General features: G+C 47.3%; 14 protein-coding genes and 1 tRNA gene. 5 read left to right on the top strand and 10 right to left on the bottom strand.

Going from position 1 to position 16,298, the window contains the following annotated elements; genetic code table 11:
• Nucleotides 1–116 precede the first annotated feature (116 nt).
• The 4 genes from BUB99_RS16710 to BUB99_RS16725 all read right to left on the bottom strand — a co-directional run bounded on the left by BUB99_RS16710 (nt 117) and on the right by BUB99_RS16725 (nt 4,196).
• The gene (locus BUB99_RS16710; protein ID WP_073124380.1) at nt 117–1,361 is read right to left on the bottom strand and encodes an NAD(P)/FAD-dependent oxidoreductase; all 1,245 of its coding nucleotides are present in this window, start codon (nt 1,359–1,361) and stop codon (nt 117–119) included.
• Between the two features lie 63 nt (nt 1,362–1,424).
• Nucleotides 1,425–1,733, bottom strand: a complete 309-nt coding sequence (locus BUB99_RS16715) for a 2Fe-2S iron-sulfur cluster-binding protein (protein ID WP_073124382.1) — start codon at nt 1,731–1,733, stop codon at nt 1,425–1,427.
• 84 nt (nt 1,734–1,817) lie between these two features.
• Entirely contained in the window at nt 1,818–2,978 is a 1,161-nt protein-coding gene (locus BUB99_RS16720; protein ID WP_073124384.1) for a cytochrome P450, read from the bottom strand.
• A gap of 375 nt (nt 2,979–3,353) precedes the next feature.
• Nucleotides 3,354–4,196, bottom strand: a complete 843-nt coding sequence (locus BUB99_RS16725) for an AraC family transcriptional regulator (protein ID WP_073124386.1) — start codon at nt 4,194–4,196, stop codon at nt 3,354–3,356.
• A gap of 149 nt (nt 4,197–4,345) precedes the next feature.
• On the opposite strand from BUB99_RS16725, the gene BUB99_RS16730 reads away from it, so the two are divergent.
• From BUB99_RS16730 to BUB99_RS16740, 3 genes are all read left to right on the top strand, one after another.
• Entirely contained in the window at nt 4,346–5,461 is a 1,116-nt protein-coding gene (locus tag BUB99_RS16730) for a Zn-dependent alcohol dehydrogenase (RefSeq protein ID WP_073124388.1), read from the top strand.
• On the top strand, nt 5,461–6,258 hold the full coding sequence (locus BUB99_RS16735) for an alpha/beta hydrolase (RefSeq protein ID WP_073124390.1): 798 nt from the start codon (nt 5,461–5,463) through the stop codon (nt 6,256–6,258). The genes BUB99_RS16730 and BUB99_RS16735 overlap by 1 nt, the downstream gene beginning before the upstream one ends.
• Before the next feature lie 248 nt (nt 6,259–6,506).
• On the top strand, nt 6,507–8,795 hold the full coding sequence (locus BUB99_RS16740; protein WP_073124392.1) for an FdhF/YdeP family oxidoreductase: 2,289 nt from the start codon (nt 6,507–6,509) through the stop codon (nt 8,793–8,795).
• Nucleotides 8,796–9,320: 525 nt separating this feature from the next.
• Here the strand turns inward: BUB99_RS16740 and BUB99_RS16745 are convergent.
• The 3 genes from BUB99_RS16745 to BUB99_RS16755 all read right to left on the bottom strand — a co-directional run bounded on the left by BUB99_RS16745 (nt 9,321) and on the right by BUB99_RS16755 (nt 10,862).
• Nucleotides 9,321–9,405: transfer RNA gene (locus BUB99_RS16745), tRNA-Ser, on the bottom strand.
• Between the two features lie 91 nt (nt 9,406–9,496).
• Nucleotides 9,497–10,459, bottom strand: coding sequence for a YihY/virulence factor BrkB family protein (locus BUB99_RS16750; RefSeq protein WP_073124393.1), 963 nt, complete (start codon nt 10,457–10,459; stop codon nt 9,497–9,499).
• Entirely contained in the window at nt 10,452–10,862 is a 411-nt protein-coding gene (locus tag BUB99_RS16755; RefSeq protein WP_073124395.1) for an acyl-CoA thioesterase, read from the bottom strand. Before BUB99_RS16755 ends, BUB99_RS16750 begins: the two co-directional genes overlap by 8 nt.
• Nucleotides 10,863–11,296: 434 nt before the next feature.
• On the opposite strand from BUB99_RS16755, the gene BUB99_RS16760 reads away from it, so the two are divergent.
• Together BUB99_RS16760 and BUB99_RS16765 are read left to right on the top strand one after the other, a co-directional pair.
• Nucleotides 11,297–12,922: an acyl-CoA carboxylase subunit beta gene (locus tag BUB99_RS16760; RefSeq protein WP_073124397.1), complete on the top strand. Its 1,626-nt coding sequence runs from the start codon at nt 11,297–11,299 to the stop codon at nt 12,920–12,922.
• Between the two features lie 249 nt (nt 12,923–13,171).
• On the top strand, nt 13,172–14,029 hold the full coding sequence (locus BUB99_RS16765) for a transglutaminase-like domain-containing protein (RefSeq protein WP_245816868.1): 858 nt from the start codon (nt 13,172–13,174) through the stop codon (nt 14,027–14,029).
• Nucleotides 14,030–14,034: 5 nt separating this feature from the next.
• Here the strand turns inward: BUB99_RS16765 and BUB99_RS16770 are convergent, their stop codons facing one another.
• The 3 genes from BUB99_RS16770 to pdxA are packed head-to-tail and all read right to left on the bottom strand — an operon-like array spanning nt 14,035 to nt 16,283.
• Entirely contained in the window at nt 14,035–14,598 is a 564-nt protein-coding gene (locus BUB99_RS16770; RefSeq protein WP_073124399.1) for a thioredoxin-like domain-containing protein, read from the bottom strand.
• Nucleotides 14,599–14,628: 30 nt separating this feature from the next.
• Complete coding sequence (locus BUB99_RS16775) at nt 14,629–15,243, bottom strand: 4'-phosphopantetheinyl transferase family protein (RefSeq protein ID WP_073124401.1); 615 nt, start codon at nt 15,241–15,243, stop codon at nt 14,629–14,631.
• An 11-nt stretch (nt 15,244–15,254) separates the two neighbouring features.
• Entirely contained in the window at nt 15,255–16,283 is a 1,029-nt protein-coding gene (gene pdxA, locus BUB99_RS16780; RefSeq protein ID WP_073124503.1) for a 4-hydroxythreonine-4-phosphate dehydrogenase PdxA, read from the bottom strand.
• Nucleotides 16,284–16,298 lie beyond the last annotated feature (15 nt).

The following is a 16,298-nucleotide window of genomic DNA, read 5'->3' on the forward strand; positions in this document are numbered from 1 at the left end:
CCGATAAAAGCTCAAACATGCATGTTTGAGCTTTCCCGAAGTTAGCGAATGTTACCGCACGCATGTTTGGGTTTTTTCCAAATTGGAGAATGTTGCCGTGTGAGGCGTCTTAAAGCCTAATTTTTTATCAGGTCAGCAGGCTTCAATGGTACATCAGTGTCGATCAATTTCCCCTTATCTACCTGCTTGCCTTCCGTGATAAACTTCGTGCCGATCACATACGCTTTGGCGTTGTTGACCGCATCGACGGCCAGTAGCTGATCGCCACGAAAGTACCAGGCAGAGAACTTGCGTTCACTTTCTTCCTCACGGATCAAAAGCTCGTCGTATCCTTCTGACAATCCTACCATTTGCAGTTTGACATCAAACTGATCCGACCAAAACCACGGGAGACTGTTATAACTGGCGTCCTTGCCAGCGATCACTGCAGCGGCTACTTTGGCCTGATCCACAGCATTTTGTACTGACTCCAGACGCACCCAACGGTTGTAAAGCGGATTGTGGTGAAAGCTACAATCTCCTATTGCGTAAATGGCAGTATCACTGGTCTGTGTCTGCGCATTGACTTTGATGCCGTTTTCAATCTCCAACCCCGCATCCTTGGCCAGCTCCAGGTTGACACGAATACCAACCCCTACCACGATCAGGTCTGCTGGATATTGACTGCCATCTGCGCAATGTACGATGTTGTCTGCTCCCTCCGTGGCGATGGATACTACATTTTTATTCGTCAGTACATTCACACCCTGCTCCGCATGCAACTGCTGAAAGAATGCAGACATCTCAGGAGCCGTCACACGTGCCAGTACGCGCGCTTCGCGCTCGAGTACGGTGACCTCAGCGCCCAGTTTCTTCATCGATGCAGCGATCTCCAGACCGATGTACCCACCGCCGATGATCACCGCACGTTTGCCCTTACCGTCGCCCAGTGCTGCTTTGATTTGCTGCACATCATGAGCCGTTCTTAACGGATACAGCTGATGTGCTGTGTCCATGCCTGGGATCGGGGGCATGAGGGGACGTGCTCCTGTCGCCAAAACCAGCTGGTCGTACACCTGTATTTCACCAGTATCCAGTGTGATGGTTTTGGTGTCACGGTTGATGGAGATGATGCCTACACCCAGGCATAACTCGATTTGCTCTTTTTCGTAGCTCTCGGCTGACTTGAGCGAATGCTTTTCGATGGGATCGTCGCTGGTCAGGTAGGCCTTGGAGAGTGGTGGGCGGTGATAGGGCCGTACTGGGTCTTTGTCGAAGAGCACAATGCGCCCTTCCCAGCCTTCTTTGCGCAGCGCAAAGGCAAAGTTGACGCCCGCATGGCTCGCCCCGATCACGAGACAGGTTTTATCTTTTGTAGACATAGTTTGAGAGCGAACCCTCCAAGGGTTTAGAACCCTTGGAGGGTTGCTATGTTTATATAAATTTTAATTCACTACATGGAGCGTCACTCCGTCGATCGCATCACTGATGTCGATCTGACAGCAGAGGCGACTGTGCTCGTTGTAGTTGTCTTCGAGTTCCAGCATGTCTGCCTCGATCTCTCCGGGAGCTCCTACTTTGTCAAAATCCCCTGCCGCTACATGTACATGACAGGTCGCACAGGAGCAAACGCCCCCACAGTCTCCGTCTATGCCGTTGACGTTGTTATCCTTGGCCAGCTCCATCACAGAGCCGCTGTTGGCTTCTGCTACGATCGTTTCGTTATCGCTGGTGATAAATGTAATTTTTGCCATTGTTGTATTTTTTAATGTTGATTGAATTCCTTCCCCCTATCCCCCTCCTGAGGAGGATAGGATTATACCTTTGGCTAAGGAAGGTTAGTCCTTTCTATGAAATTCTACCTGAATACTGTCGTACCCCACTTTTCGTTGGAATTCGCCCCAGTCCTCGATATTGTCCTTTTGCTCCAGGATGTCGATGGATTTCACTTTTTGCGCAAGCACACCGAGTAAAACCCTCAGCACCTGACGGGCGTGGGTAGCGCCTAGGCATTTGTGTATCCCAAAACCAAAGCCTACATGTGGATTCATTTTGCGATCGATGACTATTTCGTTAGGGTTTTCAAACGTCGAGGCATCTCTGTTGGCGGAAGCCCAGCAGAGCGATACCCTGGTATCTGCTTTGGCGGCATGTTCGCAGACCTGGGTGTCTTCGGTCACCACTCGACCCATGTGGGTAAGTGGAGAGAAGTAGCGCACGAGTTCCTCCACGGCATGAGCAGTGATCTCAGGCTCATTGTCCAGTCGGGTGAGTGATTCGGGATGCTCTGCGAAGTAGGCAATGGAGTTGGTCACCGCATTGATGACGGTGTCTCTGCCACCCGCAAAGGTCAGGATCATCACACCTTTGACTTCCTCTTTGGTCAGCTTGCGGCCTTCAATTTCGGAATCTAGCAGCACTGAGTAAAGGTCATCTCCCGGGTGTTCGATGGCCTTGTCGATTTGCGCATCGATGTAGTCGTAGAGAATGGCCGCCTTGTCTCCGTCTAGCGCGGATTCTTCACTTCTGAATACGTGCATCCCCCAACCAATCCAGGTTTCGGATTCTTCGTAGGGGATGTTGAGTAGCAGTGTGAGCGCACGTGACTGTAGCTTTAGGGCAAATTGTTCCATCACTTCGAGGCTGTCCATTTGCAGCGCTTCGTCTACCAATTCAGTGATAATCTCTTCCAAACTCTCGCGATAATCTGGCTGCTCGGGTCGCTTGAACCAGTCTTCCAACAAAGCCCGGTACTCACCGTGCATCGGTGGATCTACCTCAAAGGGAATCTGTCGGGTATCGCGTATGCTCACCTCCGACGGCACCACGATACGCCCCGGAGCAGCACCAGACTGAAATGTCTTCGTGTCCTTGGCTGTCTTGCGGACGTCTTTGAGACGGAGTAGCATGGTGACGGGATCGTTTTGATCCTCTACTGTGCCATAGCCTTTGGCTTCTCGGGCTTGTGCGAATGGATCGGGCAGTGCGCTTTTTTTCATGTCAGCTCTTGTTTACTCAGTTGTGTAGATCAGTGCCTTCTATACACCTTCTATCTTACTAGCAAAGTACGCGAGCGGCCCTTGATTAATCTTCCTTTATTTTGATGTATTTATATGTTATTATGTTAGCGTGTATGATTTATTGCGTGTTTTATTGATGCAATAAGTTATTTGTATAGGTCTTTTAATAGGGGTTGTTCTAGACCAAGATATTTGATGATGTGTTTATCAAGGATATCTACATCGAGGGAATTAGTTAGCAATAGATCTGATAGAAAGATTTTAGATCTGGCAACAAAATGATCCGCAATGTCATTTGTAAAATGAGAGAATCATCTAAGAGGCATAACGAACATAACATCATGCATTCCAATTTCAAATCCTCCGATACATCTTTCTAAACTCTAGAGGCGTGTAGCCCTTGAATTTTTTGAATTGCTTGTAGAAGAAAGGCAGGCTTTCATAGCCGCATTGGTAGGCGATCTCGGCCATCTGTAGGTCGGTCTCCAGGATGAGTCGGCTGGAGATATTCACCCGGTATTCGTTGAGAAAGACGAAGAAGGGCTTGTTCATCGTCTTGCTGAAAAAGCGCGAAAAGGACTGCTCACTCATGCTTAGCTTATCGGCAATATCGGCCAATTTTATTTTCTCTTTGAAGTGTGTTTTGACGTAAGATTGCACCACTTCGAGGCGGTTGGTGGTGGCGCTGGTACCGTCGTACGAATAAGAGGCGCCAGCGATATAGTCGTAGTGCGCATGGCTTGCGATGTAGTCCAGGAGCTCCACAAAACCAAGATATTGCTCAACCCCCGCACAGTCTGTCACGGCATGCATACGACTAGCGATCTCAGACCGATCTTTGGGGTGAATGAACAAGCCTCTCTGCGCACGATGCATCAGTTCATGGATTTGGTCGAAAATCGGCAGATGGCTGATGATCTCCTGGCGCCACTGGATCACCAGTGATTCACTAGGGCCGGTTTTATCATCGACATTTTTCCAACAATGCGGCAGGTTACTGCCCAGCAACACCAAATCACCTTCGTTGAAATCTGAAATATTGTTGCCCACGTAGCGGATGCCAGCACTTCGGAGGATGAGGGTCAATTCATACTCGGGATGAAAATGCCAAGGCGCATCAAAAACCTTTTTGGAATAGCGAAAGGCACGGATACTGTCCTGTTCGGCAATGGCTACTTGCTCTAGTACGGCTTTCATTTGTATTCTATTTTCTTATGCATTGAATTCATTTGAATAAATTGATTACAAAATAGCATATTTTTCAATCAAAATAAGCAACTAGGGCGGCGCTGATTCTCGTCATATTTGTACTCTGTACTATTTAAGTCAATAAGGAAGTAAGAGATATGGCCATTCAATCCAAAGCGGCAATAGCCAAGGGGGACGGGAGTTTCGTCATCGATACGGTAACGGTCGCTGATCCCCAAGCCGATGAAATACTAATAAGAGTGAAAGCAGCGGGACTCTGCCACACCGATCATGACTCCCTCAACTGGGGCAAGCCCATCATCATGGGGCACGAAGGTGCAGGAATCATCGAGAAATTGGGAAGTGAAGTCTCGGACTTCCAAGTCGGAGACCAAGTCATCCTCAACTGGGCGACACCTTGTATGCGATGCTTTCAGTGTGAGGAGGGCAACCAGCACATCTGCGAAAACAACTCACCCGTGACAGCAGGAGGCAATGGCTATACGCCTGGTCACGCGCACCTCAACGGCACGAAGTGGAATGACAAAGCCATCGAGCGCTCCTTCAACATCGGGACGCTCTCAGAGTACACGTTGGTCAAAGCCTCTGCCTGTGTGAAACTGTCCAGCGACATGCCCATGCCCTCGGCGAGTATCATCAGCTGTGGCGTGATGACGGGCTACGGCTCGGTCGTCAACTCCGCCAAACTCTCGGCTGGCAGTTCGGCTGTGGTGCTGGGTACTGGTGGGGTAGGTCTCAACGTCATCCAAGGGGCTCGCATCTCGGGTGCAGCCATGATCATCGCGATCGACATCAATCCCGAGCGACTGGAAATGGCCAAGGCCTTTGGGGCAACCCATACGATACGGGCTGATAAGGAAGACAAAGGGCTGATGAAAGCCGCCGAACAAGTCAAAGCCATGACCAAGGGACGCGGGGCGGACTATGCTTTTGAGTGTACAGCCATCCCTGCTTTGGGCGCAGCTCCGCTGGCGATGATCCGCAATGCCGGTACTGCCGTGCAGGTGAGTGGGATCGAAGAAGAAATAACTATCGATATGCGGCTCTTCGAATGGGACAAGGTTTACATCAATCCCCTTTATGGAAAATGCCGTCCGCAGATAGATTTCCCTAAATTGGTGAGTCTGTATGACAAGGGCGACTTGATGCTCGATCAGATGATCACCCGCACCTATCCGCTCGATGACCTGCAGCAGGCCTTCGAAGACATGCTGGGCGGTCGCAATGCCAAAGGCGTAATTGTATTCAACTGATGAGTAAATTCAAAACAACCGAACTATCCGATCCGCAGTTTGAGATCGATGGCCTACGCTTCATCACCGTGAAGACACCGAACCTGAAGGGGCGCGGCGATATCTGCGTTTTTGTCCCTGAGAGCGAAGACCTCCATGACCTACCCATCGTCACGCTGATGCACGGCGTGTACGGCAGTGCTTGGATCTGGGCGATGAAGGGCGGTGCAGCACAGACCGCCGAGCGACTGATCCGCGAGAACCAAATCCGCCCAATGGTACTGGCCATGCCCTCCGATGGACTGTGGGGTGACGGCTCGGCCTATACGGCACACGATGGCTATGATTTTGAAAAATGGATCGCCGAGGATATGCCAGCCGCCGTGCGAGAACTGATCCCCCAGACTTCTGACCAATCACCGCTGTTCATCTCGGGGTTGTCGATGGGTGGATTTGGCGCTTTGCGAGTAGGTGCCAAGCATGCGAAGCAATACGCGGGTATCTCGGCACATAGCTCCATCACAGAGATCGGACAGATGAAATTGTTTGTCGAGGAGCCTCTGGGTCACTACCAGCAGCCTTCACGAATCGACGAGGATGCCTTTACCGCTATGGCGGAAAATCGAAACGACCTGCCCCCACTTCGCTTTGACTGTGGCAGCAGCGACTTGCTGATCGAGTACAATCGCCAGTTGCATGCTGACCTGGACAAGGCAGGCATTGCCCATACCTATGAAGAATTTGAAGGTGGCCACCAGTGGGAATATTGGCAGGAGCATTTGGTGGATACGTTGCTGTTTTTTGATCGACAGATTTAGGATAAGATTAACAAATTGTTTGGCCTTGAAGAAAAGGCGTAAAGAAACTGGATTCCTTGGAGGAAAAGAAAATTATACTGTTTGAGAAGTGAAGTACGAGCTTCGAGTTTATAATTTCCTCGACAAGGGAGTAAGTTTTAGTTATTTTCTTCACAGCCTTGATTTCTTTGCTTACTTTCTTCCTTAATGAAGAAAGTAAGGCTCTGCCGGCGAGGCAAAAACAACTTGACAAGCGGAAACAGAATATCATGACCAAAAAACAAAGCATCTCCATCATCGGCCCCAAAAACCTCAGCGACCTCCGACTGACAGCTCCACAGCAATACGCCGCAGGCATCTCCGCCGTGAAAGTGGCCCTCGATCACGCCATGAAGGAAATGGGACTCACTCGCTCCTTTGCCACCCTATCCAAGCTCAACCAACAAGAAGGCATTGACTGCCCGGGCTGCGCCTGGCCCGATCCCAAGAAGCGCTCATCCCTCGGGGAGTTTTGTGAAAATGGCGTCAAGGCCATTGCCGAAGAGGCCACCACCCATCGGGTGACACCTGACTTTTTTGCACAGCATACGGTAGCCGAGATGTCACATTGGACGGACTACAAGATTGGCAAAAGCGGTAGACTCACGCACCCAATGGTGCTGCGAGAAGGCAGCGAACATTATGAAAAGATCAGTTGGGATGATGCATTTGCCTTGATTGGGAAGCAATTGCGGGCACTGGATGATCCTAATGAAGGCATTTTTTACACCTCGGGTCGGTCGAGCAACGAAGCGGCTTTTCTCTATGGACTCTTCATCCGCGCCTTTGGCACCAACAACATGCCTGACTGCTCCAACATGTGCCATGAGTCGAGTGGAGTCGCTCTAGGCGAAACACTGGGGATCGGCAAGGGATCTGTCACATTGGAGGATTTTGGGGATGCAGAAGTGGTCATGGTCATCGGTCAAAACCCGGGTACCAATCACCCGCGCATGCTATCTGCGCTGGAGAAGTGCAAAAGCAATGGAGGTAAAGTCATTGCGATCAATCCGCTCGAAGAAGCAGGATTGATCCGTTTCAAAAATCCGCAGGAGATCAAAGGCATCATGGGCGGTACTGAGCTCACTGACATTCACCTACAAGTCAAAATCAACCAGGATGTGGCATTGCTCAAGCTCATCATGAAGCGACTCGCCGAGCGAGAAGAGCGTGAAAGTGGTGTTTTTGATTGGGAATTCATCAACCAAAAAACAAACGGAGTAGAAGCGCTATTGGCAGATTTGAAGCGACAAGACGAAGCACAGCTTTTGGCGCAATGCGGCATCTCTGAAGAGAAAATCAACGAAACCGTGGAGCTGCTCGCTCAGCGTAAACGAATCATCATCTGCTGGGCGATGGGACTCACCCAACACAAAAACGGGGTGGAAAATATCAAAGAATGCGTCAATCTACTCCTGCTCAAAGGCAGCCTCGGCATCAAAGGAGGCGGCACCTGTCCCGTCCGCGGACATAGCAACGTACAGGGAGACCGCACCGTGGGCATCATGCACCATGTATCACCCAAACTCAATGCCTCCTTGGAACGAGTATTTGGCTTTACCCCGCCTGATCAGGAAGGGTTGGATACAGTACATGCCATCCAGGCCATGCACGAGGGGCGTGCCAAGGTCTTCATTGCCTTGGGGGGCAATTTCCTATCGGCGGCATCTGATACTGCTTATACAGGTGAGGCCTTGCAGCGCTGCGACTTGACGGTATCCATCAGTACCAAGCTCAATCGTACGCATTTGATCACAGGCAAGACGGCGTTGATATTGCCGACTTTGGGACGCACCGAGAAGGACCACAAAGCAGGGAAAGACCGATTCGTAACGGTAGAAAACAGCATGGGAAGAGTCCATCAATCACATGGGAGATTGGCGCCAGCCTCGGATCAGCTCATGAGTGAGCCCGAGATCGTGGCGCGCATGGCGCAAGCCTATTTTGGAGTGGATGCCAAGATTTCATGGCAGCAGCTAGGTACGGATTACGACCTGGTGCGTCAAAAAATATCAGAGGTATTCGACGGTTTTGACAACTACACCAAGCGATCTCAGCAAGCAGGTTTTGATCTGCCCAATCACACACGTGTGTGGGACGAATCTAAATTACCAGGAGGCAAGGCACAGTTCACCGTGTGTGGACTGCCACAGCACGACTTGGCCGCAGATGAATTTCTATTGATGACGATCCGATCACATGATCAGTTCAATACCACGATCTATGGCATGGACGATCGCTACCGCGGCATCTACAACGAGCGCCGAGTGGTTCTGATCAACGCCAAGGATGCTGAAATGATGGGATTAGAAAAGTTTGACAAAGTAGACTTAGTCAGCCGCTACGATGGCATTGAGCGCAAGGCAGAAAACTTCCTCATCATCCCCTACAACATCCCAAGGGGTAACCTGGCCGCTTACTTTCCAGAAACCAATGTGCTGATCCCTCACGATCAATACGCAGACAAAAGCCACACGCCGATCAGCAAGTCGGTTCGGGTAAAGTTGATAAGGCGTTGACCTATATTAAGTTGTTGTTTTTAGAGAGATGAATATTATTATAGTTTATTGACATCCGTCTTAATTCAATTTAGGAGGTTAAGAATTGAAAGGCTTGATTCTAGTATAATTTTGTGTTTTTCTCAAACTACTCTCCCCTCTGTCTTAGCCAAAAATCTGCAGTTATACTATTATTTAGATCACGATCTGAAACAGGAGATCTATTCACTTTTATGATACTAACCAGATCAATTAGGTAAGATTACTAGGAGAATAAAAAGAGTACAGTCTTTTGCATAGAGAAAAGCATCTAGAAACATCAACCAAAATCGATATTCCAATCATTTAAATATTATCTCAAAGACCAATAATGGGTGGTTATTTTAAAGAAAAACAAAAGCGAATTTCGAACAATGAACCTTGAATCACGAAGTGGTTTTTGATTTCTTCCCAGAATTTCGGATTGATCCTTTTTCTTGAGAATAATGAATAATATGAGGAGGTAGGGTAATAAAAAACCCTTCCATAAAATGAAAGGGTTTTGTGCAGAGAAGGAGGGATTCGAACCCCCGGTACCTCGCGGTACGCTGGTTTTCAAGACCAGTGCATTCGACCACTCTGCCACTTCTCTAGGTCGTTTGTATTGCCATTCCGTTGAATGGGAGTGCAAATCTAGAAGAATATTTTATCTAGTCAAATGTTGAGTGAGAAAAATTTAATTTTTATTCAAACACCGAAGTAGTGACCTCTATTTTGTCCGAATGGACGGCTCTATCCACACTAGCATTGTACTCAAATCCTACAAGTAGAATGATCGAAAGGAGGTATAGCCAGATCATCAGTGCGATCAACATTCCGAGCGAACCGTAAAACTTGTTGTAGGTCGAGAAGTTGTTGATGTAGAACGAAAATGCATAAGATGCAGCTACACAAGATACTGCCGAAAAGATCGTTCCCGCAGAGAAGAATGTCCAGCGATCTTTGATGGCTGGAGCGAAGTAGTAGATCAGTGATATAGCAATGAAAAACGAAGTGCCTATGATACCGTATTTGAGAATCACGATGAGGTGGTAGACATAGTCCGCATTGAAAAAATCAATCTCCGAGAGATGGGAGAGGAAGGCTTTGCCCACTACCAGCAAGAAGATGGAGAGGAAAAGCACGAATGCCATCATCAGTGTCAGGGCCGTAGCGATCAGTCGCGTCTTGATGAAACTGCGACGGTCTACTGTTTTGTAGATGCTATTGAATGCACTCATGAGACTGTGCATACCATTGGTCGCAAGTATCAGCGCAAAGAGTACCCCAAAGGAGAGGAGACCTTCGCGTTTGTTGCTGACGATATCGTGTATGGTGCCAGTTGCAGCTTTGAACATGTTGTCAGGCATCACATTGGCCATGAAGCTCATGATGCTATCGGCATCTATATGCGGAGACACGGTATGGATATAGGGGATCAGCGTGAAGATGAATATGATCGACGGGAATATCGCAAGTGTAAAACTAAATGCCACACCACTAGCCATCGTGAGTAGTCGACTGTCGAGTATACTATCGAGGAAGATGACGATAGCGTTGTAAAGCGTCGTTCTCCGTTTGTTGAGCCGGGTGGTTTTGAGTTTTTTGATGAGGCGCTCATACCTTTGGAGTCTCAGTAGTTTGTGATGCAAATAGTCTCTAGTCATGGAAGTAGGGGGCTAGTAGTTTTTCCATTACCTCCGGCATTTTGCAAGGTTTTTTGGTTTTCATATCCACAAATACCAGAGTGGTCTCACCGATGTTGATCAATCGATCTTGTTCGTTGTAGATTTCGTATTCAAAACGGATGCGTATGTTAGGTAGTTCAGGCATTTTGACTTTGATCGTCAGTAGCTCGTCATACTTGCCTGGGGCAATGTATTTGGAGCGATTCTCTAAGACAGGCATCATGACACCCATCTCTTCGAGTTCCTTGTAGGATAAGCCCAGGGAACGAAGGGACTCAACTCGGCCTACTTCATAGTACATGGCGTAGTTGCCATAGTACACATAGCCCATTTGGTCTGTTTCGGCATACCTTACACGGACTTGCGTCTCTGATACGAACATATAGTTAAATTGGTAGTCTGAATTTATTGCAATCTATACATTAATTAGTACTATTTTATAATGGGTTAAAGATTGATTTAGAATCAAATTATTCGAATAAAACCAATAGAGCCAGTTTTTGACCCTATTGAAGGACTAAATGTACGGCTTTATGGGACTTTACGCAATTGGGAGATAGCGGGTGACAATGACTACTAAGTGAGTGAAATATCAAACAGGTACTAGTATTTAGATTTTAGTATCTAGATCAAAAACTTGATGCCTTTTCTGTCTATAGCCAGCCTGATCGACGGACCAGTCTAGAGGCTAATAATCTAATGTCTTGACTTGCCTGCCGTAGGCAGGTTTAAAGATGTAACGGATTTCATTCTCCCCTAAACCTATGGTACTTTCAGTCCAGAGTCGTATATTTTTGTTTCAAACAACACAATACCATGGATATAAATTTCAATAAAAATGAGGACGCCAATAAGCAGCTGCTCTATCGACTGGAGGAGAACGCCAAGCGACTGAAGCTGGGTGGAGGGGAGAAACGGATTGCAGCACAGCATGCCAAAGGCAAACTAAGTGTACGGGAACGGATCGATTACTTGATCGATGACCCAAAGGACTTTCTGGAAATTGGTTTGTTCGTCGGGGAGGGTATGTATACCGAACAAGGAGGCTGCCCTTCGGGTGGAGTCGTGACTGGGATCGCCAAGGTTCAAGGGAGACCGTGTGTAGTGGTCGCCAATGATGCTACTGTAAAGGCAGGGGCATGGTTTCCCATCACTGCTAAGAAAAACCTGCGTGCGCAGGAGGTGGCTATGGAAAACCGACTCCCCATTATCTATCTCGTTGATAGTGCTGGAGTTTACCTGCCGATGCAGGATGAGATTTTTCCTGACAAGGAACACTTCGGGCGACAGTTTCGAAACAATGCCAAGATGTCTGCCATGGGGATCGTACAGATCGCTGCGATTATGGGAAGCTGTGTCGCCGGTGGCGCATACCTACCTATCATGTCAGATGAGGCCATGATTGTGGACAAAACGGGTTCTATCTTCCTAGCAGGTAGTTATTTGGTTAAAGCAGCCATAGGAGAGAGCATAGACAATGAGACACTGGGAGGTGCTACGACACACTGTGAGATATCAGGAGTGACGGATAATAAATATGATACAGACGAAGACTGCCTCGATGCGATCAAGCGAATCTTTGATAAGATTGGTAAGCCCGAAGAGACTGGATTTGACAGAGTAGCAGCGCAGTTGCCCAAGCGTACACAAGAGGACGTTTATGGTTTGTTCCCATCCGATCGGGTCAAACCCTATGACATGAAAGAAATTATCTCCTGTCTGGTGGATGATTCTGACTTTGATGAGTATAAGCCTGACTATGGTCAAACCTTGCTTTGTGGATATGCTCGTGTTGATGGTTGGGCAGTGGGGATAGTGGCCAACCAGCGTGAGATGGTCAAAACCAAAAAGGGCGAAATGCAGATGGGGGGTGTGATTTATTCGGACTCAGCAGACAAAGCAGCGCGGTTTATCATGAACTGCAATCAGCGTAAGATTCCATTGGTGTTTTTGCATGATGTGAGTGGTTTTATGGTGGGGAGCAAGGCCGAGCATGGCGGGATTATCAAAGACGGAGCAAAGATGGTCAATGCCATGGCCAACAGTGTCGTGCCCAAGTTTACTTTCATTCTTGGCAACTCCTATGGTGCGGGCAACTATGCCATGTGTGGCAAGGCCTATGATCCACGCTTGATCTATGCATGGCCTACGGCGCAGATGGCGGTGATGAGCGGAGCAGCAGCGTCTAATACCCTCCTGCAGATCAAAATGGCTTCTCTCAAAGCAAAAGGGGAAGAAGTAGCGGAGGAAGAACAGCAACGGTTTCTCAAGGAGATTACCGATCGATACAACGAGCAATTGAGTCCGTACTACGCAGCGGCACGACTTTGGGTGGATGGGATCATCGATCCATTGGATACGAGGCGTATTATCTCTACTGGGATAGAAGCTGCTAATCATGCGCCGCTTGATAAGTTCAACGTGGGCGTGATCCAGACTTGATCGTGTCAGAGGGGAAGATGTTGGTCATTTTGACACCTCTATGGTTTGATTAACTGTAATTCTAGCGTGGCTCATATTTTGGATTGAGATAACTTTGGGGGATTTTAGGTTGCGTTTGTCGAGTGTTGGTTAGAAGCGAATATTCCAGAATATTGGTTCAATTACGTCATTTGGCTTAATTATTCCTATCTTAAACGACTACAGTAAGTGCTGATTGAATAAATTCACGGTTCGAAAAAATTGGATGGGATGACTGACGATACTTTAGATATCAATGAGAAAGAATTGACTGCACTGATTTCACTATTGGATGATGAGGATAGGGAGGTCACGGGTCATGTGGAGGAGAAACTCTTATCTTTGGGTACATCTGTTATTCCATTTTTGGAGAAGGAGTGGATGAAAAACAGTCTGATTCCCTACGTGCGTGTCAAGATCGAAGACATCATCCACGAACTGCAGTACGAGCTCCTCAAGGAGCGCTTCGTGGAGTGGAAAGAAGATGGAGCAGAAGACCTACTAGAAGGGATGATGCTAGTCGCCAATTATCAATATCCCGATCTCAATATGGGCTACCTAACCCGAAAGCTAGAGCAGTTCTACTATGAAGCATGGAAGGAGTTCAATGGGGAATATACACCGATACAGGAGGTTAAAATCCTAAACGATATTATGTACAATCGTTTGAAATTTAGACCTAATGCTAAGAATTTTCATTCCCCAGCCAATGGCATGATCAACCAGGTCATGGATAGTAAAAAGGGAAACCCTTTGAGTCTATGTGTGATCTATTTGATGTTGGCTAAAAAACTGAAGCTCCCTATCTTTGGTGTGAATTTACCGAACCTATTCATCGTGACTTACAAGACAGAGTCTACTCAGTTTTACATCAATGTATTCAATAACGGGATCATTTTTACGACTGATGACATAGATAACTATATCGAACAACTACATCTGAGTAAGTTGGATATTTACTATCAGCCTTGTACGAATATAGATATCGTATCGCGTGCGCTGCGCAATTTGGTCGCGTCGTTTGACAAACTAGGAGAGTATAAGAAATCCGATGATATCAAGATTCTTCTTCAGGTATTGGAGGATTGACAGTGTTATCTGATCCTGCATCCAGCTGCTCGGTTAAACTCGTGTGGTGAGGGGCGTCCTTTGATGAGATTGTTGAGCACATCTTGTACATAGTGCGTGTGCACATCACTACTAGACTGAGGACTGTCGTCGATAGCACCGTGGTATACTAGGCTGTGTTTGCCGTTCTGATACCAAATGATGGCGACCTCTGGACTTTTTTCAATCTGAAACAGTTTCATCGCCTCTTGGTTCAAATCCAAAAAGTAAGGCATATTATACTTAGCAGCCTGTGTTTTGGTTTGAGTCGCATTGTCTTTGTTTTGATGAGGGGTATGGGCATTGATGAGGATAAAGTCGGCTTGATCTCCGTATTGCTGTTTTAATGCGGTGATTCGTGATTTATATCGTTTGTCATAAGGACAGTCCGTCCCAGTGAATATAAGGACAGTGATGGTTTGATCGATAGGGATCGGGACGATGTTTTCCTTTTGGACATCCCAGAGCTGGATGTAGGAGAAATCTATATCTTGTCCACTGACGGTCCATGAACAAAGTAGAATGGATAACATATGCCATAGCTTTTTCATAACCCTAAATTTAATGAATCTCTGCGTGAACTAGAGGTTGTAGGTGAGGATGTAGTCGTCCTCTTTTTGCATATTGAGTACAAACTCCTTGACTAACCCTTCTTTGTTGATACGGCAGTGGATTTGCTGATCTTTGATTCGGTTGATTTCAATGTTCTGTGCGAAACTCAGGTTTTTACGCCCATGCATCTTGTAGATGGACTCTTTGGTACACCAGTAGATACAGAGTTTGTGCAGATCATCTCCGCAGGCTTTTAGTTCACTGGGATTAAGGAACTTGTGTTTGGTACGCTGGAGTTGCTCTCTGGGGCGTTCGAGATCTATACCGCAGGGTTCGTCCAGGTTGATGAGTGCCGTTATTTTCGGATAGCTGTGCGAGATGGAGATGTGATGGGTAGAGTCGATCAGGTGGGGCTTGCCATGGCTGTCTTTGCATATCCCATGAAAAGGAATATCCATGTCTCGGCACATCGACTCGATCAGTTGACGTGAGGCGATGTGTTCGGCTTTTTTGATCGGGTGGTAGTGCGCAATAGCCTCCATTTCTTTCGCATCAAAACCAGCGACTAGGGTTTCAGTACTTTCGTTAATTTCCCAGATGCCGAGCATGATGTGATCGGAGATTTTGTATTGCTTTTTGATCATTCTCCTTACTTCTATTCGTTGTGGTCAGCTCGGTAGTTGGAGATGTCCAGTGCCGCATAGATGGCTGTACGCATCGAGCTTTCGTCTGCGATATCTTTGTTGGCCAGGCTGTATGCTGTGCCATGATCGGGTGATGTGCGTACGAAAGGTAATCCAGCGGTGAAGTTGACCCCATTGGCAAAAGTCAAACTCTTGAAAGGGATCAAGCCTTGGTCGTGGTACATGGCCAGTACTGCGTCAAATTTATGCTGCTCGCCATTGCCAAAGAAGCCATCTGCAGGAAACGGCCCTAATATAATTTGTCCTTTTTCTTTGAGGCTTTCTATCGCAGGGATGATGATGTCTTGCTCTTCTGTACCGAGGAGTCCTTCTTCACCTGCATGGGGGTTTAGTCCTAGTACAGCGATTTTCGGTTTGAGGATACCAAAGTCGTTTTTTAGTGACTGTGCCATCATTTTGAGTTTCTTTTCGATCTTCTCTTTGGTGAGGCTGGCTGCTACATCTTTGAGCGGGATATGTCCCGTTACGACCCCTACGCGAATAGTATCTGATACCATAAACATCAAGCTGTCTTTGGCCTCTGCTTTCTCCGCGAGGTATTCGGTATGTCCGGGGAACTTAAAGTCGTCTCGCTGTATGTTTAGTTTGTTGATCGGAGCAGTGACGAGTGCTTGTATGCGACCTGCTTTGAGGTCTTCTGTTGCTTTTTCTAATGCGAGAAAAGCGTACTTACCACCTGTTTCGTTGCTAACACCGGGAGTGATCTCCACATCTTCCTCCCAGCAGTTGAGGACATTGGTTTTTTTGTGGGAGGCATCTTTGAGATCACTGATGGGTGTAAAATTGAAATTGTTCTGATTGAGTGACTTTCTATAAAATGAAAGTACTTTTGCCGAACCATAGATGACAGGGGTAAAGTATTTGGTCATTTTGTTGTTCGCCAAAGCTTTGATGATAACTTCGGGACCTATACCATTAAAGTCACCTATAGAGATACCGATAACGGATTTTCTATTTTGGTTCTTAGTTTCATTCTCCATATTCATGTGGTTACA

It is taken from the genome of Reichenbachiella agariperforans, assembly GCF_900142205.1.
In the GTDB taxonomy this organism is placed as follows: domain Bacteria; phylum Bacteroidota; class Bacteroidia; order Cytophagales; family Cyclobacteriaceae; genus Reichenbachiella; species Reichenbachiella agariperforans.

What these genes read in the sequence shown, in the direction of transcription:
- BUB99_RS16710 (WP_073124380.1), bottom strand. Translation starts at nt 1,361, where the DNA reads ATGTCTACAAAAGATAAAACCTGTCTCGTGATCGGGGCGAGCCATGCG.
- BUB99_RS16715 (WP_073124382.1), bottom strand. Translation starts at nt 1,733, where the DNA reads ATGGCAAAAATTACATTTATCACCAGCGATAACGAAACGATCGTAGCA.
- BUB99_RS16720 (WP_073124384.1), bottom strand. Translation starts at nt 2,978, where the DNA reads ATGAAAAAAAGCGCACTGCCCGATCCATTCGCACAAGCCCGAGAAGCC.
- BUB99_RS16725 (WP_073124386.1), bottom strand. Translation starts at nt 4,196, where the DNA reads ATGAAAGCCGTACTAGAGCAAGTAGCCATTGCCGAACAGGACAGTATC.
- BUB99_RS16730 (WP_073124388.1), top strand. Translation starts at nt 4,346, where the DNA reads ATGGCCATTCAATCCAAAGCGGCAATAGCCAAGGGGGACGGGAGTTTC.
- BUB99_RS16735 (WP_073124390.1), top strand. Translation starts at nt 5,461, where the DNA reads ATGAGTAAATTCAAAACAACCGAACTATCCGATCCGCAGTTTGAGATC.
- BUB99_RS16740 (WP_073124392.1), top strand. Translation starts at nt 6,507, where the DNA reads ATGACCAAAAAACAAAGCATCTCCATCATCGGCCCCAAAAACCTCAGC.
- BUB99_RS16750 (WP_073124393.1), bottom strand. Translation starts at nt 10,459, where the DNA reads ATGACTAGAGACTATTTGCATCACAAACTACTGAGACTCCAAAGGTAT.
- BUB99_RS16755 (WP_073124395.1), bottom strand. Translation starts at nt 10,862, where the DNA reads ATGTTCGTATCAGAGACGCAAGTCCGTGTAAGGTATGCCGAAACAGAC.
- BUB99_RS16760 (WP_073124397.1), top strand. Translation starts at nt 11,297, where the DNA reads ATGGATATAAATTTCAATAAAAATGAGGACGCCAATAAGCAGCTGCTC.
- BUB99_RS16765 (WP_245816868.1), top strand. Translation starts at nt 13,172, where the DNA reads ATGACTGACGATACTTTAGATATCAATGAGAAAGAATTGACTGCACTG.
- BUB99_RS16770 (WP_073124399.1), bottom strand. Translation starts at nt 14,598, where the DNA reads ATGAAAAAGCTATGGCATATGTTATCCATTCTACTTTGTTCATGGACC.
- BUB99_RS16775 (WP_073124401.1), bottom strand. Translation starts at nt 15,243, where the DNA reads ATGATCAAAAAGCAATACAAAATCTCCGATCACATCATGCTCGGCATC.
- pdxA (WP_073124503.1), bottom strand. Translation starts at nt 16,283, where the DNA reads ATGGAGAATGAAACTAAGAACCAAAATAGAAAATCCGTTATCGGTATC.